The following is an 18,393-nucleotide window of genomic DNA, read 5'->3' on the forward strand; positions in this document are numbered from 1 at the left end:
TCATTCCCCTGCCTTGTCGTCCGCCAGTGCCTGGCTGGCGATCTGGCCAAGAAGCGGTTCATTGTTCAGCAGTTGCGCAATGCGCTTTTCGGCGTCGACGCGCCCGTCCATGAAGCCGAGAAGTTCCTCGAGTTGGCGGCGCATCTTGAGGATTTCGGCCAATTGGGGCACCTGCTCGGCAATCTTGTCCGGCGCAAAATCGCCCATCTTGGTGAAGGTAAGGTCGAGCGCCAGCTCCTCGTCCCGCTCGGCGCCTTCAGCCTGTGGCAGCGTATTCTTCACGCGGGCTTTCACGCGTGGTCCAAGTGCCTCCATGAAACGCGGAAACCGGTTCGCATCGGTCTCGACCAAGGAGCGGTCCAGCACCGACTTGGCCGCTTCCTTCGTCTGCGAAGCCCCCGAAAGATCGGCCATGACGGCCATGACAAACGGCAGCTCGATTGTCGTTGGACTGCCATAGGTTTCCACGTCATAGGCGATCTGCACCCGCGGCGCGCGATTTCGTTCGATGACCTTGGCTTTGCTTTCGGCTGGCATTGCTTGCTACCTTTCATCCTTCTGAGCCGTCTTCTTGGCATCGGGAACGCCGGCAAGAAGCCGGAACTCCTTCAGTCCCGACGGGGCGAGGTCTTCCATCAGTTCAACAAAATCCATATGCACCATCCGGCGCACACGGCGGGCGAGGTGGGGAATCGGGCTCGACGGTTCGGTACGGTCATAGAAGGCGACGACGAGGTCCAGGCATTTCACCACGTCGTCGCGCGAAGAAATCCGGTCGGGGAGTCCGGTGCTCGAGTCCGCGTAGCTAGCCACACTTGCCATTGTATCGGCTCCATGACCGTTTCGGGCAGGTATTACCGGTTCTGCAGGCGAAGGGGACGGCTTTGCCGAGCCATTCGCCATCGCGCCGGCAGCCGAGTTGCGCTCGAGGGTTGTCAGCAAACGCTGCAGGAACCGTTTTAATTCCGGAATGGTGGTCCCGCCGCTGCCTTCAAGGCGAGCATTGAGGGCTGTCTCGACCGTATCCAGTGCCGCGACCGCCGCGCGCGCATCGGCGATGAGCGACTGCATTTCCTCATTGGCTTGATCCGCCTGTGCCGCGCACCCGGCACGAACCCGGTTCAACAGTTGTCCGTGCGCACTGACAAGCGCCGCCTTTTCGGCCGCATTCAATCCTGACGCTGCTTCTTGCAGCATGACGCGGTCGTCGAGTGCAGCGTGTTCCAGGTCGCGTCCGCTGATCGGCCCGATCGAGCGTGGCGCAAAGAAAGTCATTTGACGCAGGTTGGCCAGCAGCCCGTCCTGACCGTTTTGAAGATCGAGCAGCGCGTTGATGCGGCGCAAGGCGGCCTCGCGAGGCGACGTGTTGGGCCGCAGCGCCGGGTGCATGGATTCCCAATGCTGGTCGAATGTCCGCCCAATAAGCGTCAGACCCTGCGCCAAGCCGGCCAGTCCCTGCTCGTTGGCCAGTGCGCGTGTGACAATGACAATCAGGCGCAGGTCGCGACCACGCGCGCGCAATTCCTCGGCCTTGGTGAGCACTGCTGGCCAGTCGACGGGAATGGTGCTTTGCGAGACCGGCCTGTTGTTGCCGTCATGGACAACCTTGACCTGGGGCTCCGTCAGGCGCTCCAGTTCGTGAAACGCCGGATCGTTACGCAAATCCTCTCCCGACGGAATTTCACCGTCGAGCGGAGCAAGCCAGAGTGCGACGTCGATCACACCGATCCCCCAGTCACCGGCCCTGAGGCCGACCTGCCCCTACGTTATCACACGGTTGCGCTTTTCCACAATTCAGCGAGTGCGGAAAAAATTAACAAAAGCTAATGCAGCCTTGTCTTGATTGTGGAATCCGAAAGGCGTGATTGCCGAGCCCTGGACCGGAAATGTCGTGCCTGGGATGTCAGGCTCGTGGTTGTTTGCAGCCGGCGACGCAGGATCTTCCACCAATGATGGGAGCCCGCATAATCGGGGATCGAAACCTTTGTTCATCCTGTACTTTGTCAAGCGGCTGCTTATGTGGCAGGTTATCGACTTGCAGAGTGCAGGAGCACTTCGATGGAACAGCGCCGGTCATCGCAGAGTTTCAAGCGCAAGGAACTGGTCGGAAAGCTCAATCCTCTAGGGTTGCGCGCCTTCAAGGCAGCGGCCGACAGTGCCAAACTGCGCGGCAATCCTTACGTCGAACTCGTCCACTTCGTCGAGCAGTTGGTGCTCTCCGACCGCTCGGATGTGCAAATGATGATCGCCGATGCGGGACTGGATGCGGGCCGACTTACGGCCGATATGACGCGTGCGGTGGACAAGCTGCCTTATGGCGCAACCTCGATCGAAGAGTTTTCCGACCATATCTTCCACGCCATCCAGGAGGCCTGGAATCTGGCAACACTGGAATTCGGCGTGGAGGAGGTCCGCAGCGCGCATGTTCTGCTTGCTTGTCTGAAGACACCGGTGCTGGAAGGCCTGCTATCGAAGATCAGCGGCGAGTTCGACAAGATCGACGCCGACGCCCTCGTGGCGCGCTTCGCCGATGTCACGCAGGGCTCACTCGAAGCCGGCGCTGCGCCAACGGTCACCGCGACAGAGGCGCCGCGGCGGGCTTCGGGCGGGGATTCGGCACTGGCCAAATATGCCACCGACCTGACCCAGCGCGCCCGCGACGGAAAGATCGACCCCGTCGTCGGCCGCGATCCGGAGATCAGGCAGATTGTCGACATATTGATGCGACGCCGGCAGAACAATCCGATCCTGACCGGCGAGGCGGGCGTCGGCAAGACTGCAGTCGTGGAGGGTTTTGCTCTGCGCATCGCCAAAGGCGATGTGCCGCCCCCACTGCAGGGAGTGAGCGTGCGCATGCTCGACGTCGGATTGATGCAGGCAGGCGCAAGCGTAAAAGGTGAATTCGAAAAGCGGCTGAAGGCTGTAATCGACGAGGTTCAATCGTCCGAGGCGCCGGTCATCCTCTTCATCGACGAAGCCCATACCCTGATAGGCGCCGGTGGTGCTGCCGGAACCGGCGACGCTGCCAATCTACTCAAACCGGCGTTGGCGCGCGGCGAGCTTCGCACGATAGCGGCAACGACGTGGGCGGAATACAAACAGCACATCGAGAAAGACCCGGCGCTGACCCGCCGCTTCCAGGTGGTAAAGATCGACGAGCCGTCGGAAGGGGTGGCCATTCTCATGTTGCGCGGGGTGGCCGGCGTCCTGGAACAGCACCATGAGGTGCAGATATTGGACGAGGCGATCGACGCGGCGGTCGCCCTGTCGCATCGCTACATCCCGGCGCGGCAGTTGCCGGACAAGGCGGTCAGCCTTCTCGACACCGCCTGCGCGCGTGTCGCCGTATCGCAGCACGCCACGCCCGCCGAGGTCGAGGACATCATGCGCCGTCGCCAGGCGCTGGAGGTCGAGCGCGGCATCATCGGCCGCGAGGCTGCAATCGGCATCGAGGTGGCTGAGCGGCAGGCGCGGGTCGAGGCTGGACTTGCCGAGACCGAACGCACGCTAGCAGCCGCGCAACAGCGCTGGGAGCGCGAAAAGGCGCTGGTGGCCGAGATACTCGAACTGCGCGCCAGGCTGCGCGGTGACGGCGTGCCTCTCGATGCCGTGGAAGGGCAGGAGGCCGCCACTGAGACAGAGAGCGTGGACCTGCCGGAGACCGAACGGTCCAACGCCGGGACGAAGGTTCCGGCGGGAGGCGGTACTTCTCCTCCCGATCCGGCTGCCGATCTCGCTCGGCTGCGCGAACTGATGAGCGAACTGGCCGAGGCGCAAGGCGAAACACCGCTGATCCTGCCATCGGTCGACCGCAACGCCGTGGCGGCCGTGGTCCAGGACTGGACGGGCATCCCGACGGGGCGGATGCTGTCGAGTCAGACCGAGAAGGCGCTGCGGCTCGCGGTCACTCTGTCCGAGCGCGTTGTCGGACAGGATCACGCCATGGAGATGATCGCCAAGCGCGTGCAGACCAGCCGCGCCGGTCTCGGCGCTCCGGAAAAGCCGGTGGGTGTATTCCTGCTTTGCGGCCCCTCGGGCGTCGGCAAGACCGAAACCGCCTTGGCACTGGCCGAAACGCTTTACGGCGGAGAGCAGAACCTGATCTCGATCAACATGTCTGAATTCCAGGAGGCGCATACGGTCTCTACCTTGAAGGGCGCGCCGCCCGGCTATGTCGGCTACGGCAAGGGAGGAATTCTCACCGAGGCGGTGCGACGCAAACCCTATTCGGTGATCCTGCTCGACGAGGTCGAGAAGGCGCACCCGGACGTGCACGAAATCTTCTTCCAGGTCTTTGACAAAGGGATGATGGACGACAGTGAAGGTAGACGCATCGATTTCAAGAACACGCTGATCCTTCTCACGTCGAATGTCGGCTCAGAAGTGATCATGGACCGGACACGGAATGGTGCGGTCCGGGCAGGGCTCGACGAACTGGACGCCGCGTTACGCAGCCCATTGCTGAAAGTCTTCCCCGCGGCCTTTCTCGGCCGGGTGGTGACCATCCCCTACTTTCCGCTTTCGGATTCGATGATCGAAGCGATCACCCGTCACCAGTTCGCCAAGATAGCTCGCCGGCTGCGTGCGACCAACGATGCGGAATTGGTAATCGGCGACGGTGTCATGGATCTGGTCAAGGCCCGCTGCACGGAAATCGAATCGGGCGGCAGGATGATTGACGCAATTCTGACCAACACGCTTCTTCCGGAACTGAGCCGCGGCGTGCTGAACCGGTCGCTCGCTGGTGAAAAGATGACGAAGGTGACGGTTGGCGCCTCAGCCCAAGGGTTTACCTATTCGTTCGAATAAGAGCGCGGATATTAGGGGCGGCTCCTTTCGTCAGCTGTGGCGTTAGTCGCTCATGCGGCAGCAAGCCAACACCACCTGCTAGTAAGCGAAGCGGGTCTAATTAATGCTCGTCCGGCAGTATGTCGGCGACAAGCAATGCCTCGGCCCTGTCGGCAGCGGCCAGAAGGGTGCCGTCGGGAGCGGTGATCGCCGACAGCCCGGCATAGCAGAAAAGGTCGTCCGCGCTGCAATGGTTCACTAGGCGATGAAGAGTTGGTTCTCGAAAGCACGGACAGGAATCATCTTGCGGGCAATGAGTTCGGCATGGTCGGTTGCGGGCAAGGCCGGCGGCACGGCGATGAGATTGGAGCCGGCGAGCGCCAGCCGCCGCACATTTTCAGGAAATTCGACATCGTAACAAATGAGCATACCGATGCGAGGCCGCCATGCTCGACGATCACAATGGCTGCTATCCGATGCTTGTCGGTAACAGGTTGCGCCTCCACACCATGGTGGCCTTTATTGGGTCAGTCGGCGGCATTGTCTTGTTCGGTGCATCCGGCCTTGTCCTCGGCCCGTGGTGATCGCCATCACCATCAGCCTCCTTGACGTGCTGAAGAATCGGTTGACCGACCAGCTCGAGGCGGCGCCGACGCGCCTTACCGAGTTACCGCACCAGTCCGCAAGCTATCAACAGCCGTGGGTCCTCGCGGTGACTTATCCAAGCACGTCGGAGGCTTGTTGGCTCGCGCCCCACTGTCCAAGGGCCTCTCACCTGCTCGACCAAGCTGGCTCACAGTGCGGCGGTGGCATCCGCGGCGCCACGCGGTGCCCTTATTCCACGTGGCGGGCGTTTTTCTGTGGCTATCCAGCATGATCTTAGCAAAGGTTAATGCAATCTTGGAGGGGCGGATTCTATCGTTCGGCTGAGAACATCGAGACGGAGAATTGGTCATGCCGATCCATCGAACAGCCCAGACTGCTGGTATTTTCAATCCATCCGAGCTGGCGCTTCTGGGCCGGGTATTCGATGGGCTCAAGGGTGACTGTCAATCCGAGCATGAGCATGAAGCGCTCGCATCGCATCCTAGCAAATTACATGCCCGGAGTGATGGACGAGGCCGAACTGCTTTCGACTTCGAAGCTGCCGCTGGGCCGATAGGGCGGGATTCACCTCGGCTGACTGGCCTTCAAGCCAATAGTGAACCAGTCTCCTGGCAGACTCAATCAGGCAAGCACATCAGCCAGGCTGCTGTATTGCGGCAAGCTTCTAGTCACCGCCGTTCTGCCGCGTAAAGGTGCACAGTTCGGTTGTCTCCGTCGGCTGATCGGCCTGGCCCTCAACGATCTTGCCACTGATGCGATCGCGGGTCACGTCGCGAGACTCATAGCGCAAAGCGGCTGTCGCGTAGTCGCGATCACCCTCCCGCCAGCTTTCCGCAATACCGGCCTCCAACAGGCTGACCTCCGACACGTCGTTCCTGACGCCCTTTTTGGCATTGTCGGCAAGCTCCTCGGACAGATAGGACACCATCTCGGGCGTCACCAACCGGCGCAATGCAGCATGGTCCTCACGCCCGAACGCCTCTGGCGGCATATCACGGAATGGGTTTGTAAATTCTTGCGGTAACACCGAGAAAATCGTTGTTACCCCAATCGTCCTTCGAGAATGTCCCCCCTACGGGATGCGAGTGTATGAACTGCAACAGTGTTTGCGTGTTGCTTCAATTTCCGCACAACGTGCAATAATTGCTCCCGTACGAGTTCGACAGAAGGACCACCTATGGTAGAGGCAGGATGGCCTACTGTCCTCGTCTGTTTGAATGAGGTAGATTGACGGTCGGAAAAGCGCGGTCGCGCCAGTTGTCGCACCTCATTAGACCGTTTCGAGCCGGCTGAACCGAACCGGGATGAGTTTACGAGTCTTCAGTTGCCCTGCCGAACCCTTGTCGATGACCGTCAGCAACTGCACATCTTCAGGTCCCACAGGCAGAACCAGGCGTCCCCCCGGCTTGAGCTGCTCAAGCAAGGCCGGCGGCGCCCGCCCGGCCGCGACGGTGACCAGGATCTTGTCGTATGGGGCGTGCTCGGGCCAGCCGCGCGACCCGTCTCCGACACGAATGCCGACATTGGATAAGCTTAGGCCCTGCAGCAGAGCCTCGGCATGGCTTGCGAATTCCTCGATGATTTCGACGCTCCAAACTTGCCCGGCGAGTTCCGCGAGAATTGCGGTTTGATAGCCCAGGCCGGTGCCGATCTCGAGCACCGCCTCGTGCGGTTGCGGCGCAATGAGATCGGTCATGAGAGCGACGATGAAAGGCTGCGAGACGGTTTTATCGAAGCCGATCGGCAGCGGCATGTCCTGATAGGCATAAGGTGCAACCGAGGCTGGCACGAAGAGATGCCGCGGCACTCGCCGCATCGCTGCCATCACCCGCTCATCGAGCGCCGCCTTGCCGAGTTCTTCGCTTGCAAGGTCGGTATGGATTGCAATCATCTCGACCATGTGCCTGCGTAGGACCGCGAGGTGCTCTTCGTTCATTGGCTTCATGACGGTGGGGCTTTCCTCAACCAGCTTGCTGCCGGAGAGCCTTATATCCTGTTCGTCACGGTAGCGCCCGCCGTCGTTTCCATTACGGGTGCCCAGGGCAAGCGTGGGTGACCGTCTTGGCAGGCTATCGCCGGCGACGACCCTGGAGATTCTGGGCGCCACATCGCCATAGCGGTGTGTCCCACATACGGCTATCTCGCGCATCAGCTTCGCCAGCACCGGCCGGGACGGCGAGGCGCCGGAGCCGTGCTCCTGGTGGACGAGGCGGCAGCCAGCCGCCTTGACCTCGTCGAACTGGGCGTCGGTCGCCCGATCCTCGGTCGAGACGCGGGGATCGCCAATGGGCGGCCGATCGGGAGAACTGGACGTTGCGCGTGCATTTGGCCGGTTTTGGGGCCGTTTTTTTTTTGGGTTTTGTACACACAAGGAATGGGCCAGAACACGAACGTGTGAATGCGTCTGGTGAGGCCTCAACGACGCCTCGTCAGCCAACCGAGGCTTGTAATCCGTCGCTAATGCCATATCTTATGCACAAGAAATGTGTTTCTGAATATGGCAAGGGAGACAGGAATGACCCAAGCGTTGAAAGTTCCAGTTCAGAACGAACCGTTGGTGCTGTCCTATATGGATCGGGCTGGGAAGATCGCTGTCGCCCAGGTTGCGGATGGATTCGGTATGTCCAAAGGTCAGCTTGCCGAAACGGCGGGTCTTGCGCGGGAAACCCTCTATAGGGCTGAGCGTAGCCGTGCTGCAAAGACGCAAGGTCGCCTTCGTGAAATGCTTGAGATCATCAGCAGGGTGATCGACTGGGCTGGAGGCAAGGAGCAGGCGATGGCCTGGTACCGGGCCCAGCCGATACCGGCATTCGGCGGGCGGACGGCGGAAGCTCTGGTTAAGGAAGGCAAGGCCAGCGCGGTTCGCGACTACCTGGATCATGTCGCCGTTGGTGGCTTTGCTTGAGGTTTGCCGGAATTTGCTACCGCGCCCATGATCCGCGGTGGTCCTTCCAGCCTATCTCAGGCGACGGAGCGGCTATTCGGGGTGCCAGATTCAACCCGAAAGGTGTGCCTACGCTTTATCTGGCGCTCGACATCATGACGGCCGTGAAGGAGGCCAATCAGGGTTTTGCATATCGCATTGATCCCTGCGTGCTCTGCTCATACGAGATCGATTGCGATGACATTGTCGATCTGAGGATGGCGCAAGGCCAGGCCGACGCCGGGATCCGGTTCGAAGATATGGCTTGTGCCTGGATGGATTTTCTCGCCGATGGCAAACCGCCGCCCTCATGGAGCATCCATGACCGCCTCGTTGCTGAAGGCAAGTTCGGCATTCTCGTGCCCAGCTTCGCGCCAGGTGCCGACACATCCGATCAGAACCTCGTGCTATGGAGTTGGGGCGAGGTGCTCCCGCACCAGGTCAAGGTGATCGATCCGGGAGGCCGGCTGCCTCGGAACCAATTGTCCTGGAGCTAACGCCGCAAGGGTCGGATCGAATTGCGACTCAGGCGATTATCCGCCCGCCCGCCCGAGCGTGCGTTCCGCGTCATTGTAGTAGTTCGAGGCCTGCTGCACCGAGCGATGCTGCGACTGCTGCATGGCTTCGGGCAGCGGAATGGCGCGGCATGCGGTTTCGGTGAGATAGCCGGAGCGCAAGCCCTGGGCGGAGAAGGCTTGCGGATCGAGCCCGGCCTCGGCGGTGCGCCGCTTCAGGATCAGATTGACGGCCTGCGGCGTCAGGGCGCGCTTCGAGATTGCCCCAGCGGTCGAGGCCGCCAAACACGGCGCCGTCGCTGATCCCGGCGCGCGCCAGCCAGTCCTTCAAAACCAGCACAGGCCGGCCGACGAGCAGCACGAAAGCGTCGCTGTCGGCTTGCGTCGTCTCTTTGCGGCCGAGCCGTATCGACAGGCATGGCAATTTATCGCCGTCGGAAGCGTTGGGATCGGCCGGAACCGGGTCTTCGTCGACCAGCTGTTCGACGCGAAGAGCAGAAATTTCGCTGCGACGCCGGCCGCCGGAGGCGAAGGCGCTGATGAGAATCGCGCGATCCCTGACGTCGACGAGACAGTCGCCGGCGTGTTTTCAGGAGGGCGGCCAGAATATCGGCGGTTACAGCCTTCCTGCTCTTGCGGCCGCGGACGGGCGCTGGCGCACACCGCCAGTTTGATCGCGCTCTGCAGCCCCGGCGCATTGAATCTTCCGACAAGTTCCGCAAGATTGACCAGCTCGACAGCCGCCGGCGCACGGTGGACGACACGGGCGGTTTTTTTCACCCGTAACAGGCCCTGGGCTACCAGCGACGCCGCCACGTCAGCCGGCATGCCCTGCGCCGGGTCGGCCTCACGTTTCGAAAAATCCCAAACGTAGTGAGCGACGACTTTGAGGAGCAGGGATTCCGGCGCCGGCCAACGCAGAGGCTGTCCGGTGGCGGCCAGCGACCAGGCGTCGAGATAGCCGAGGTCGGGCGAGCGCGCGGAGGGAGTTTTTGCCGATGCCTTCCTGGGCCAGATGGCGCAGCATCGCGACGTCGTCGTCGGTCAGGATTTCGACCAAAGTTCGCGGCGGTCCAAGGGCAGCACCGAATCCAATGCGAGTCGAGCGCCTCGGCGCGTCGAACACCATTGCCCGGTGGCCGAGCGACGCGGTCAGTTGCCATTCGCGAGCGGTCCGAGAATTCGGACTCCCTGGCCGCGCGCGGCAACTGCGAGCTTGCGATCGAGGGTGGCCAGCGGCAACGCGGTTCCAATTGCCAGCGCAAGGTAGGCGGCGTCATAGGCGCTAAGACCGTGCCCGGTGGCAAGCTCGATGATGGCCCCGTTACGGCCGGCGCCCGCATCCTCAAGCGGCAGCCGGCGAAGTCGCGCCATGGCGATCGATTCGCCGGAACGATCCGCCCGCGCCGTTCGGCCGTCAGGACAATGCTGCGCGCCTCATGCCAGAACAGGGAAGGGACTGGAGATTGACCACTCAGTCCCGCGATTGTTGTTTCGGCCGCCTCACTGTGCTGCTCGGGCAAGAGCCAGGCAGCGGCAAAGGAGGCGTCGAGGACCAGGATCGTCAACAACGATGCCCTTCGTGACGCCAGGCCAGGATCTCTTCGGTGGTCACTGGCTTCGCCCTGGCGCGCGCGGCGCGAACCTCGTCGATCAAGGCGTCCAGCCGGTTATCCTTGTGGATTCGGGAGAGTTTTGCGATCGGATCGTTGCCGCGCGAAATATTCACTTCCTCGCCGGCCTCGACTTTCGCCAGCAGTTCGGAGAGATGGGTCTTGGCCTCGCCGACCTTTACTGTGATGGTCATTTTTCCGTCCTCGTGTGGCGTTGTACGCTGTGGCCTCCGTGTTCCGCCACGGCCACTCTCGTCGCGCTGAGCGCAGCCTTGCACGACAAACGCGATGTTGCGCGACCATAGCGCCGTCGGTTGGTCAAGGCTTGGCCAAGTCACTATCGATAAGCGGTCATTATCGATAGTGTTCTTTGGCCTCAGCATCATCCTCGGTGACTGTGGCTTTCACTTCCCGATTTCAATTAAAGCCCTAAGCTGAAAAGTCAGCCGATGGTTTTTGCCTTCTCGCTTCAATCGAAGGCGAGCGACGGGCCTTTTGCAAGGCTGTTGGCCCCAGTCCAGATGAACTCAAGATGGTCGCGGCGGTGCCGAGTTCCGAAGGTCAGCGGCGAAGGATCTGCGGACGTCCCGTTCGCGGCTAACGGCTCAGGGCAACTCCCGATACTTGAATCCATCGCGCGGAGGTAATACCATATTTCAAGGTGTCCTTACCGAGGCTGCAATGACAACAACCGTAACCGCAAAAGGTCAAGTGACCATTCCCAAGCCCGTGCGCGATCTCTTGGGGATCGCACCGGGCAGCCAAGTGGATTTTCGCCGCGCCGCCGACGGCAGCGTGGTGTTGGTTCGTGCGGACGAAAAACGGCCGGCGAGCCGCTTTGCCAAGCTGCGCGGCCATGCCGGCAAGGGGCTGAGCACCGAGGCGATCATGACCTTGACGCGCGGCGAAGCGTGACGCTGGTCGACACCAACGTTCTGCTCGACCTCGTCACCGACGATCAGGACTGGGCGGAGTGGTCGATCGAACAGTTGGAGGCCGCCTCGCTGCGCGGACCGTTGCTGATCAACGACGTCGTCTATGCAGAGCTCTCGGTCCGCTACAGCCGGATCGAGGATCTCGACGCCTTTCTTGACGCGGCCGGCCTCGAGATCGTGACGATGCCGCGGCCGGCGCTATTCCTGGCCGGAAAGGTGTTCACCCAGTATCGCAAATCGGGCGGATCGCGCACCGGGGTGCTGCCGGATTTCTTCATCGGCGCCCACGCGGCGGTCGGTGAGCTGCCGCTGCTCACCCGCGACGTCGGCCGTTATCGCACCTATTTTCCATCGCTGATGTTGATCACGCCAGCCTCCTGAGCGCGCCTGGCGAGGCCTCGAACGGCGCCGGCAGGGGAGGGTGCTTTTTAGAGCCCGGACGCTTTGGTCAGGTTGACTCGGTAACGATCGCGGCGGCGTTGGTATTTGCGGGTGTCGGTTTTATTTCCCGATTTCAACTGAAGTCGTAAGCTGAAATGCGGAACCGCCGTTTACACCTTACGGCTTCAAGCGCGAGGAGGGGACCGTCAGAGCCTTGGTGAGGTCGACGCGGAACCGATCGCGCGCGGCAGCTCGCAAGGGCGGGACGTGCCGGAGTCATGCTCCGAAGTCAGTTCGCAGCCGGCCGAATGCTGCTCGACCCGCGCGCGCTTCTGTAGCTCGTCCGTCTACGCGCGCATGACCGCTCAGGCGTCACTGTGGCCGACGGAAGGACGATTGTGAGCCTCGCGAGCCATTTGCAGTGCCCGAGTCTCGCAGCTTGTGCCCATCCACGAATTGACTATTTTGCATGACTATGAGCGAGCATCTGGCCTTGGTTCTGACGACAGTTAACGCGCCCTACAGCGAACAGCTCGACGGGGTGGCGCTGGCTCATTGTCTTTCGGATCTAGATCTGGCGAAGCAGTATCCTGGGCAGGTCAGTGCCTTCCTTGGAGAAGTGCCGGTCGAGCAGCAGATGGAGTTCGCCGCCGCGCACCAGATAGCGGTCGATGATCTGAAGGCTTTCGCGGCCCATTCTCTGCCTGGTCCGGCGAGACCTATTAACTCGCTGCTTGATGATCGAGGTCCATAGCCGTCGTCCGTCCGAATGGCGGCGGCTTTTCGCCATTGCTGCCGATCTGATCGACCAGCTCCGGAAGAAGGCCGGAGGTTTTGAATTCGAATGGTCGTTTGGCGGCGGCACGGCGATGATGATCCAGATCAACCATCGCGAAAGCCACGACGTCGATATCTTCCTCGACGACCCTCAGCTACTCGGCTTCATTGACCAAGAGCCAACAGGGAGGGCATTGCCGGTCGCCGGCAGAGCAACTTGGCCATATTAGGCGTTAGGCGGCGACAGTTCCATGTCTCGCCTTCTCGACCGTGACGGTCACCTTTCGGTCAAGCCGGTTCAGCACCCGCACAAGCCGATCGATGGTAAACTTGCCAAGCGTTGCGGATGTTCGAAATATCCGACGGCCTAACGCCGGTCACCTCCGCCGCAGCTCTGACCGTGAGGTGCCGCCGATTCAGCGCAGCGATGATCTCGGCCGCCAGGAAGGCCTTCATCTGCTTGGTATCGGCGTCGGGATCCCCCATGTCCGCGTAGACATTGCCGCTGCCTCTGACGATCTCGATTTTTTCTCTGTCATGACTCGATCTTCCGTATTTGCTTCAGCCGCGCCTTGATGAGGTCGATCGCCTCCTTAGGCGTGGCGATGCCCGTGGTCGACTTCTTCTGGAATGCACGCACGACCCAGATGGCATCGCCGAGCTGGACGGCATAGATGACCCTGTAGGCGTGGGAGGGGTAGGGCAGGGCGATTTCCATCACGCCTGACCCCGGTGCTTCATCGGCTTTGCCAGATCGGCCTTCTGCCCGAAGCGTGCGACCGCCAGCGCGTCCAACATTCTATCCTGCACGGCTGTTGGCTTGCCGGCCGCAAGGCGGCGAAGCGGCGCTGAGGGCGGCGATGGTGCGGCTGCTCGACAGCCGCCTGAGCGCACCGACGGGGCGCTGACCGTCGCCAACCTAGCGCGCGAGGCCGGCGTCAGCCGGGCTACAGCGAACGCGCCGTCGCACTTCTCGCGGAGTTCCGTGCGGCCGAGGCCCGCCAGCGGTGGTCGTCTCCAAGGCCCTCAAGGAACGCGTCCCTGCACGCCCGGCAGCTCCAGCCCGCCGAGGGCCCCGTCGTGACGGGGTTGATCCGGCCGAAGAAAACCAGTGCTGCAGCGAACGTTCCTCGTAATATTGCGTTTAGCCATGAAAGACGACGATTCGCCCAAAGCATGCAAAAGGGGCCTATCGGCTCTCGCGCCGCGATGCAAGGCCTGGAAAGCCTTACGCCAGATCAGTTTGTGAAAAGTCATTGCCCTTGTAAAGCAAGGCAAGCCGGTGAGCCTTCGCGCAAGCATAGGCAAAACAATCGCCGAAATTGAGATCGGCTTTGTGCCCGACTGCTTTGCCGTATTTCATGCTGGCTTCGGTCGCCCGGTCGCCGATGTCGCCGGATATCATGATTTCTTTGCCGGCGATCTCGATCAAAAAGGCGTCGACGGTATCACGGGCTTGCGCCAGCATGTCGGCCGTCGGCTTGGCGTTCTTTTTGATGGCTTCGGCCGATGCTCGCGCGAGACCCTGGACTGCCTCGAACCGGACGAGCGGGGAGATATACAGCGGCTTGGTCGCGGCCGCGAGCCGCTTTTCCAGTTCTTCCGCGCCAGGTTCCTCGTTCAGGATGGCAACGATCACCGAGGCATCGACGAACATCAGTCGTCGCCCCACATTTCGTCGGTGAATTTCTTCATATCGAAATCAGGGTTGGCCGGCCCGATCCGCCGCGCCATTTCCTTGACTTTGGCAAGTCTCTCGCGCAGCGGGACGCTGCCCGCGGTTGCGCTCGATCTCATGGCGCAAGGCGGTTCTGACGGCCTCGGTCTTGCTGCGCGCGTTGGTAATCTGCTGCAGCTCGATGGCCATGGCATCGACGTCGGGATCGCGAATGAAGAGCGGCATTTGTATATCTTCCGAGTGATATATGTATATCACATCGGAGATATACTCGCCAACGAATTCGCGAGCGGCGGTTTTGGTAAGGAGGGGAGGGAGGAATGCAGCTCGCGAAAATCCGTCGGGAGGGTCGGTTCTGGTGCTCAGTCGGGCGGATTGCCAGGACGCCTGACGCAGCCGAACCTTCTTTCGATCTCGTCCGGCCGGTCAGCATGAGCTTTTTGCTGCAGCCTGATATGCAGCTTCGATATCACGATCGTGTGCCGAAACATCCCAGACAGCGTGCTGCGGGGAAGGGGCCATTTATGAAAACCTGGATGGTTGATTTTGGGGTCGTACCAAAGGAGTTAGCATTCGCACAAATGCCAAGCCCGCTGCCCCGGGAAGGTGCAGCGGGCCCTTCAAAATAATGGTCCTGCGATGGCTTCAGCCGATCGTCACGGTCACGTCGATCGAGCTCCTCGCTAGACTGAGACTAGGTGTTCTGAGCGCGGAGATGGCGACCAGCAGCAGCGGTCCTCCGCAAAATCGACCTCGGCCGTTCAAGGAGGGCGGAGCGAAACGACTATTCTTGCACTGCACCCGGCTGACGGCATTACCGTCAACCGAATATCTTTGCGCTCGGACGACTCCGGTCTGTGGAGCAGCACTCGGCGCAGCCGGTCTGCTTGGGAAGATAGAGTCGCGCATCCGCCTGACACTGAAGATGCTCCGGTGAGATGGCCTCGTCGGCCGCCTGAACCGCAACTACGATGCTGACAGTGACGCGGTGCGACACGCCAGGTGCAGGGCTCGGAAAAGCGGCGGCCTCAATGTTCCCGCGAATTTGCTCTGCCACAGCTTCCTTGTCCAACCCGGGCAGGACTACGAGGATCGCCATAGAGCGCCACATGATCGCGATCGCGCCTCACATTGTTTCGGATAGTGCCGGCGGTCTCGACCAGACAGCGATCGCCGCTCCAGACCGCGGCGCGTGCCCTCGAGTTATGGCCGAACCGTGCTTCTCGCGTGTGCGTCGGAACCCGAGGCAGGACAAGTGGGCTTTCCGAATTTTTCAGTAGCAGCACGGCAAATCTCACTTGCGCACAGCGGGTCGAAGGTCAACCACCGCAATTCACCTCGGCGATGGATCGACAGCCGTGACGTCCTCGATGACGAAGAAGCGGTTCGATTATGAGGTGCTCTTTCCTCCCGGCTCAAAGATCGTCGTCACCGGTGGGCTCGACTTTGACGATCACCGGCTGATTTGGGCCAAGCTCGACCAGGTCCATGAAAAGCACTCCGGCTGATTAACTGCCAAGCGGCAAAACTGACGCTCCGCACTGGCCTCTCATGCGCTTCAACGGTCACGTTTCAGATCAGCGACCAACCTTCTTCTATCCCGTCGATTTCTGATTTGCTCTGTTTGGAGCTCTTGGCCCCGAATGACCGATTTGGCGGTATTTTCAACCACAACGAAGACCCTGCGCGCGCCAATGGGAAGGTCTTCCGAGCCGTAGTGGCCTACGATCTCAATCGACTGATATCGAGCGTTCGAGGCGGACGCCAAGAAGAACATGCGGCACAAGCGGATCGGACGCCCATGCTTTATCTGCACGGCGACGCGGACGGCCGCGGAATCGAGGACTATGTTGCTGGGATCGAGGCAATTGGTGCCGAGGCCTTGACAGGTAAGGTCATCAGCGGAGCTGGCGAGTTCATGCCCGTCGAAAGACCGGAGGCATTCGTGCAGGTCGTGCGCGACTTTGCGAAGAGCGCTGTGTCGGCTAGGGCCAAGCAGCGTAGCGTTGTACTACCCGACAAGCCACAGCGATGTCGTCAGCGCGAGGATTCACTCATGGCGCATAGAAGGGCCGAGGTTCGCTTGTGGCGAAGCTGACGATCCGTGGTTCCATTATCATCATTATTCATGGTCTTTTTCCGAGAGCAGCCGATATCAGGCCGCTCAGTTTCCGGCGGCCAATCATTACCCGTCGCAACTGGCTTAGGTGCTTTTGAGCGTGCCGTTCATCCCTTCCGGATAGAAGCCACCCTTGCTCACTCCGTCCTTGTCGGTGAGATAGACGATCCGGAGCACCTGTTGCGGTGTTCTGGTGAAGGCGATTGCGTCCGGCGTTGAAGGAACGATGTTGGCTTTCCCGTCCACCTGGATCCCCTGGTCCTTATCGTCCGATCCGTCGATTTTGTCTCGGGCATCTGAGACAGCGTTGGCGGCCTTCCAGGCTTCCTCTCCCTTCCGGTATAGCGTAGATCGCGCCATTCCCATGTGGTAGGCCTCGACCGCCAGGATGCCTGCGGCGGCGGCGAGGAAGTCTTTGTTTTTCAGAACTGTCGCCGCACCCGCATAGGCGGTGACGCCGACATCCTCGAACAGCATGCCGCCGAGAACGAAGTTCGTTTCGTTACCGAAGGGATCGAAGTCCCGCCCGAGGCCAGCTGCCTCCGTAACCGCCTTGAACCCCGCATCGAAATCTATGGCCGGCCTGTCGACGGCGTTCTTTGCAAGCGTCTTGCGGTAGAAGCGGACGTGCGCGAGTTCGTTTTCGGCGACTTCCTGCATGAATTGGCCGATGGCGGGCGTCTCGAAAGAGACTTGCTTTCCGCCAACGACGTCGCCGGGTTTCGAACCGGCATCGGCTGCGTCGATACCTTTCCCGGTGGTGCCGCGGAGGTAATATTCGGCCTCCATATATTCGAGGTTGAGCGCAAAGCGGAAAATGTCCTCGTCCGATATGTCCTGTGCCAATACCGGAGAAGGCCGCGCGATTCCGAGTGCCGCTCCGGCACCGAGTACGACAAGTCCCTGAAGCGACTGACGCCGGGATAGGTGAAGTGCGCCCTGCATGGCGGTCTCCTATGTTTGTTGGTTCAACACCGCTGTCAGCACCGCGGCGCCGAATGCATTTGCCCGACGATTGGATGGTCCGGGGCGCCAAAATATTCCCGCGTCCCGCTACAAAAACCCTGCGAAGGGAGCCGGCGTAAGCTCGACGTGGACTGCGTCTACGTGCGCTCGCTCGCCACGTTCAACTGATGAGTATTTTTTCGAACCAGGCTGATTGCGAGCCGATCTAAGACTGATTGCGCGAGGCGGTCACAACGGGCGCCAGCGAAGAGAAACGTATCCGTGAACACGGTGGCGAGCTTGTCCCGCAGCGCCTCGCGAAGCAGCCGGCGTGCGCGATAAAGGCGGGTGCTCACTGTCTGAGGTCGCAATGCCAAAAGAAAAGCCGTTTCCTCAATGCTCATTTCCTCGACGTCCCGCATGACAAAGACGATCCGAAAGGGCTCTGGTAAGCCACCGACGGCTCGCTCCAGGAGGCTGCGGATTTCAGCGAGAGCGGCCGCTTCTTCGGGATCAGGCTTGTGGGCGCTGAACGGAGCGACCATGCCTTCGATGACTTTCACGTCGACAGTGGGTCGCCTTTTCCGGCGGCGTCCCAGCGCCTCGTTCAGCGCGATCCGGGTGAGCCAGGTCGACAGCCGCGCCTCCGCGCGGAATTCGGCCAGATGAGTGAACGCGTGGATATAGGTCTCGTGAAGTACGTCCTCCGCCTCAGTGTCGTCATTCAGGACGGCGCGGGCGACCCGGTGAAGCCGCTGATTGTGACGCTTGATGATTAACCAGAATGCGGCGGGGTCACGCTGTCGCGCGTGTTCAACCAGCCCCGCGTCGTCAAGGTCTTCGATCCTCACTGCCTCGTTGGATCCGGTCGGCTTCATCATAGGCGCTCCAGATGCATCAGCTTACTATGAGATAAGCGTTTTCCGGGTTTCGGTCTGCAGCCCGGTGGAGACTTGGGACTCTAGCGAACCAGAGGTCTGCTCACCACCCAACCCCGACGTAGAACGCTCCACGGCAGTAGGGTGGAGCCGAACCCTTCGGCCGGCTCGGTCGCGCCACGACCTGACTTTTGGAGAGATGACTCCGATCAGCAGCTTACCGATGGGAAAGCAG

The 18,393-nt window shown here is 61.1% G+C and carries 21 protein-coding genes and 4 pseudogenes; 9 read left to right on the top strand and 16 right to left on the bottom strand.

Translation table 11 applies throughout. The features are described 5' to 3' along the window. Together tssB and tssA are read right to left on the bottom strand one after the other, a co-directional pair. Window positions 1-537 (bottom strand): type VI secretion system contractile sheath small subunit, encoded by a 537-nt coding sequence (gene tssB, locus NKJ91_RS10495; protein WP_023678574.1) that lies wholly within the window; start codon window positions 535-537, stop codon window positions 1-3. Window positions 538-543: 6 nt separating this feature from the next. Beyond that, window positions 544-1,722: a type VI secretion system protein TssA gene (gene tssA, locus NKJ91_RS10500; RefSeq protein WP_352455475.1), complete on the bottom strand. Its 1,179-nt coding sequence runs from the start codon at window positions 1,720-1,722 to the stop codon at window positions 544-546. Window positions 1,723-2,058: 336 nt separating this feature from the next. Between tssA and tssH the strand changes: the two genes are divergently transcribed. Next, on the top strand, window positions 2,059-4,809 hold the full coding sequence (tssH, locus tag NKJ91_RS10505; protein ID WP_352455476.1) for a type VI secretion system ATPase TssH: 2,751 nt from the start codon (window positions 2,059-2,061) through the stop codon (window positions 4,807-4,809). A 100-nt stretch (window positions 4,810-4,909) separates the two neighbouring features. Here the strand turns inward: tssH and NKJ91_RS33800 are convergent, their stop codons facing one another. Beyond that, the gene (locus NKJ91_RS33800; protein ID WP_502900707.1) at window positions 4,910-5,047 is read right to left on the bottom strand and encodes a hypothetical protein; all 138 of its coding nucleotides are present in this window, start codon (window positions 5,045-5,047) and stop codon (window positions 4,910-4,912) included. Next, on the bottom strand, window positions 5,047-5,217 hold the full coding sequence (locus tag NKJ91_RS33805; RefSeq protein ID WP_352578846.1) for a nitrilase-related carbon-nitrogen hydrolase: 171 nt from the start codon (window positions 5,215-5,217) through the stop codon (window positions 5,047-5,049). The genes NKJ91_RS33800 and NKJ91_RS33805 overlap by 1 nt, the downstream gene beginning before the upstream one ends. A 17-nt stretch (window positions 5,218-5,234) precedes the next feature. Here NKJ91_RS33805 and NKJ91_RS10515 point away from each other — a divergent pair, with 17 nt between their 5' ends. Continuing rightward, on the top strand, window positions 5,235-5,372 hold the full coding sequence (locus NKJ91_RS10515; RefSeq protein ID WP_352455477.1) for a hypothetical protein: 138 nt from the start codon (window positions 5,235-5,237) through the stop codon (window positions 5,370-5,372). A gap of 686 nt (window positions 5,373-6,058) precedes the next feature. Here the strand turns inward: NKJ91_RS10515 and NKJ91_RS10520 are convergent. After that, window positions 6,059-6,376: pseudogene (locus tag NKJ91_RS10520) on the bottom strand (TIM44-like domain-containing protein); the annotation flags it as partial. Between the two features lie 288 nt (window positions 6,377-6,664). Then, window positions 6,665-7,339 (bottom strand): protein-L-isoaspartate(D-aspartate) O-methyltransferase, encoded by a 675-nt coding sequence (locus NKJ91_RS10525; protein WP_352455623.1) that lies wholly within the window; start codon window positions 7,337-7,339, stop codon window positions 6,665-6,667. A gap of 570 nt (window positions 7,340-7,909) precedes the next feature. Here NKJ91_RS10525 and NKJ91_RS10530 point away from each other — a divergent pair. Both NKJ91_RS10530 and NKJ91_RS10535 read left to right on the top strand, forming a co-directional pair. After that, the gene (locus NKJ91_RS10530; protein ID WP_352455478.1) at window positions 7,910-8,299 is read left to right on the top strand and encodes an antitoxin Xre/MbcA/ParS toxin-binding domain-containing protein; all 390 of its coding nucleotides are present in this window, start codon (window positions 7,910-7,912) and stop codon (window positions 8,297-8,299) included. Next, complete coding sequence (locus tag NKJ91_RS10535; protein ID WP_352455479.1) at window positions 8,296-8,814, top strand: RES family NAD+ phosphorylase; 519 nt, start codon at window positions 8,296-8,298, stop codon at window positions 8,812-8,814. Before NKJ91_RS10530 ends, NKJ91_RS10535 begins: the two co-directional genes overlap by 4 nt. A gap of 36 nt (window positions 8,815-8,850) precedes the next feature. On the opposite strand, the pseudogene NKJ91_RS10540 reads toward NKJ91_RS10535, so the two are convergent. From NKJ91_RS10540 to NKJ91_RS10550, 3 genes and pseudogenes are all read right to left on the bottom strand, one after another. After that, window positions 8,851-9,995 (bottom strand): annotated as a pseudogene (locus NKJ91_RS10540) (site-specific integrase). After that, window positions 9,985-10,400 (bottom strand): annotated as a pseudogene (locus NKJ91_RS10545) (type II toxin-antitoxin system VapC family toxin). The pseudogenes NKJ91_RS10540 and NKJ91_RS10545 overlap by 11 nt, the downstream one beginning before the upstream one ends. Then, window positions 10,397-10,639 carry a type II toxin-antitoxin system Phd/YefM family antitoxin gene (locus NKJ91_RS10550; protein WP_352455480.1) on the bottom strand — a complete coding sequence of 81 codons (243 nt, stop codon included), beginning with the start codon at window positions 10,637-10,639 and terminating at the stop codon, window positions 10,397-10,399. The pseudogene NKJ91_RS10545 and the gene NKJ91_RS10550 overlap by 4 nt, the downstream one beginning before the upstream one ends. Before the next feature lie 487 nt (window positions 10,640-11,126). Here NKJ91_RS10550 and NKJ91_RS10555 point away from each other — a divergent pair, with 487 nt between their 5' ends. Continuing rightward, entirely contained in the window at window positions 11,127-11,360 is a 234-nt protein-coding gene (locus tag NKJ91_RS10555; protein WP_352455481.1) for an AbrB/MazE/SpoVT family DNA-binding domain-containing protein, read from the top strand. Continuing rightward, window positions 11,357-11,761 carry a type II toxin-antitoxin system VapC family toxin gene (locus NKJ91_RS10560; protein WP_352455482.1) on the top strand — a complete coding sequence of 135 codons (405 nt, stop codon included), beginning with the start codon at window positions 11,357-11,359 and terminating at the stop codon, window positions 11,759-11,761. Before NKJ91_RS10555 ends, NKJ91_RS10560 begins: the two co-directional genes overlap by 4 nt. A gap of 568 nt (window positions 11,762-12,329) precedes the next feature. Here NKJ91_RS10560 and NKJ91_RS10565 read toward each other — a convergent pair. After that, window positions 12,330-12,458 carry a hypothetical protein gene (locus NKJ91_RS10565; RefSeq protein WP_352455483.1) on the bottom strand — a complete coding sequence of 43 codons (129 nt, stop codon included), beginning with the start codon at window positions 12,456-12,458 and terminating at the stop codon, window positions 12,330-12,332. Window positions 12,459-12,498: 40 nt separating this feature from the next. On the opposite strand from NKJ91_RS10565, the gene NKJ91_RS10570 reads away from it, so the two are divergent. Continuing rightward, complete coding sequence (locus tag NKJ91_RS10570; protein ID WP_352455624.1) at window positions 12,499-12,768, top strand: nucleotidyl transferase AbiEii/AbiGii toxin family protein; 270 nt, start codon at window positions 12,499-12,501, stop codon at window positions 12,766-12,768. A 58-nt stretch (window positions 12,769-12,826) separates the two neighbouring features. Here the strand turns inward: NKJ91_RS10570 and NKJ91_RS10575 are convergent, their stop codons facing one another. The 4 genes from NKJ91_RS10575 to NKJ91_RS10590 form a co-directional block, all read right to left on the bottom strand. Then, entirely contained in the window at window positions 12,827-13,024 is a 198-nt protein-coding gene (locus NKJ91_RS10575; protein WP_352455484.1) for an XRE family transcriptional regulator, read from the bottom strand. Window positions 13,025-13,073: 49 nt separating this feature from the next. After that, window positions 13,074-13,256 carry a type II toxin-antitoxin system RelE/ParE family toxin gene (locus NKJ91_RS10580; RefSeq protein ID WP_502903575.1) on the bottom strand — a complete coding sequence of 61 codons (183 nt, stop codon included), beginning with the start codon at window positions 13,254-13,256 and terminating at the stop codon, window positions 13,074-13,076. 510 nt (window positions 13,257-13,766) lie between these two features. Continuing rightward, the gene (locus NKJ91_RS10585; protein WP_352455486.1) at window positions 13,767-14,195 is read right to left on the bottom strand and encodes a type II toxin-antitoxin system VapC family toxin; all 429 of its coding nucleotides are present in this window, start codon (window positions 14,193-14,195) and stop codon (window positions 13,767-13,769) included. Between the two features lie 45 nt (window positions 14,196-14,240). Beyond that, a complete protein-coding gene (locus tag NKJ91_RS10590; protein ID WP_502903567.1) occupies window positions 14,241-14,441 on the bottom strand; it encodes a type II toxin-antitoxin system VapB family antitoxin in 201 nt (66 codons plus the stop codon). Between the two features lie 1,081 nt (window positions 14,442-15,522). Here NKJ91_RS10590 and NKJ91_RS10600 point away from each other — a divergent pair. Together NKJ91_RS10600 and NKJ91_RS10605 are read left to right on the top strand one after the other, a co-directional pair. Continuing rightward, window positions 15,523-15,715 (top strand): annotated as a pseudogene (locus tag NKJ91_RS10600) (SLOG family protein); the annotation flags it as partial. A 302-nt stretch (window positions 15,716-16,017) separates the two neighbouring features. Continuing rightward, window positions 16,018-16,314: an alpha/beta hydrolase gene (locus NKJ91_RS10605; protein WP_352455487.1), complete on the top strand. Its 297-nt coding sequence runs from the start codon at window positions 16,018-16,020 to the stop codon at window positions 16,312-16,314. 105 nt (window positions 16,315-16,419) lie between these two features. On the opposite strand, the gene NKJ91_RS10610 is transcribed toward NKJ91_RS10605, so the two are convergent. Both NKJ91_RS10610 and NKJ91_RS10615 read right to left on the bottom strand, forming a co-directional pair. Next, window positions 16,420-17,280: a ferritin-like domain-containing protein gene (locus NKJ91_RS10610; protein WP_502903568.1), complete on the bottom strand. Its 861-nt coding sequence runs from the start codon at window positions 17,278-17,280 to the stop codon at window positions 16,420-16,422. A gap of 158 nt (window positions 17,281-17,438) precedes the next feature. Further along, window positions 17,439-18,161 (bottom strand): RNA polymerase sigma factor, encoded by a 723-nt coding sequence (locus NKJ91_RS10615; RefSeq protein ID WP_352455488.1) that lies wholly within the window; start codon window positions 18,159-18,161, stop codon window positions 17,439-17,441. Between the last annotated feature and the right edge of the window lie 232 nt (window positions 18,162-18,393).

It is taken from the genome of Mesorhizobium sp. M0040 (assembly GCF_040323505.1).
In the GTDB taxonomy this organism is placed as follows: domain Bacteria; phylum Pseudomonadota; class Alphaproteobacteria; order Rhizobiales; family Rhizobiaceae; genus Mesorhizobium.

Bases quoted from the DNA above. Each gene is read 5' to 3' on its own strand.
- tssB (WP_023678574.1), bottom strand. From the start codon at position 537: ATGCCAGCCGAAAGCAAAGCCAAGGTCATCGAACGAAATCGCGCGCCG.
- tssH (WP_352455476.1), top strand. From the start codon at position 2,059: ATGGAACAGCGCCGGTCATCGCAGAGTTTCAAGCGCAAGGAACTGGTC.
- NKJ91_RS33805 (WP_352578846.1), bottom strand. From the start codon at position 5,217: ATGCTCATTTGTTACGATGTCGAATTTCCTGAAAATGTGCGGCGGCTG.
- NKJ91_RS10515 (WP_352455477.1), top strand. From the start codon at position 5,235: ATGCTCGACGATCACAATGGCTGCTATCCGATGCTTGTCGGTAACAGG.
- NKJ91_RS10525 (WP_352455623.1), bottom strand. From the start codon at position 7,339: ATGAAGCCAATGAACGAAGAGCACCTCGCGGTCCTACGCAGGCACATG.
- NKJ91_RS10530 (WP_352455478.1), top strand. From the start codon at position 7,910: ATGACCCAAGCGTTGAAAGTTCCAGTTCAGAACGAACCGTTGGTGCTG.
- NKJ91_RS10550 (WP_352455480.1), bottom strand. From the start codon at position 10,639: ATGACCATCACAGTAAAGGTCGGCGAGGCCAAGACCCATCTCTCCGAA.
- NKJ91_RS10555 (WP_352455481.1), top strand. From the start codon at position 11,127: ATGACAACAACCGTAACCGCAAAAGGTCAAGTGACCATTCCCAAGCCC.
- NKJ91_RS10565 (WP_352455483.1), bottom strand. From the start codon at position 12,458: ATGGGCCGCGAAAGCCTTCAGATCATCGACCGCTATCTGGTGCGCGGC.
- NKJ91_RS10570 (WP_352455624.1), top strand. From the start codon at position 12,499: ATGATCGAGGTCCATAGCCGTCGTCCGTCCGAATGGCGGCGGCTTTTC.
- NKJ91_RS10575 (WP_352455484.1), bottom strand. From the start codon at position 13,024: ATGGGGGATCCCGACGCCGATACCAAGCAGATGAAGGCCTTCCTGGCG.
- NKJ91_RS10580 (WP_502903575.1), bottom strand. From the start codon at position 13,256: ATGGAAATCGCCCTGCCCTACCCCTCCCACGCCTACAGGGTCATCTAT.
- NKJ91_RS10585 (WP_352455486.1), bottom strand. From the start codon at position 14,195: ATGTTCGTCGATGCCTCGGTGATCGTTGCCATCCTGAACGAGGAACCT.
- NKJ91_RS10590 (WP_502903567.1), bottom strand. From the start codon at position 14,441: ATGCCGCTCTTCATTCGCGATCCCGACGTCGATGCCATGGCCATCGAG.
- NKJ91_RS10605 (WP_352455487.1), top strand. From the start codon at position 16,018: ATGCTTTATCTGCACGGCGACGCGGACGGCCGCGGAATCGAGGACTAT.
- NKJ91_RS10610 (WP_502903568.1), bottom strand. From the start codon at position 17,280: ATGCAGGGCGCACTTCACCTATCCCGGCGTCAGTCGCTTCAGGGACTT.
- NKJ91_RS10615 (WP_352455488.1), bottom strand. From the start codon at position 18,161: ATGATGAAGCCGACCGGATCCAACGAGGCAGTGAGGATCGAAGACCTT.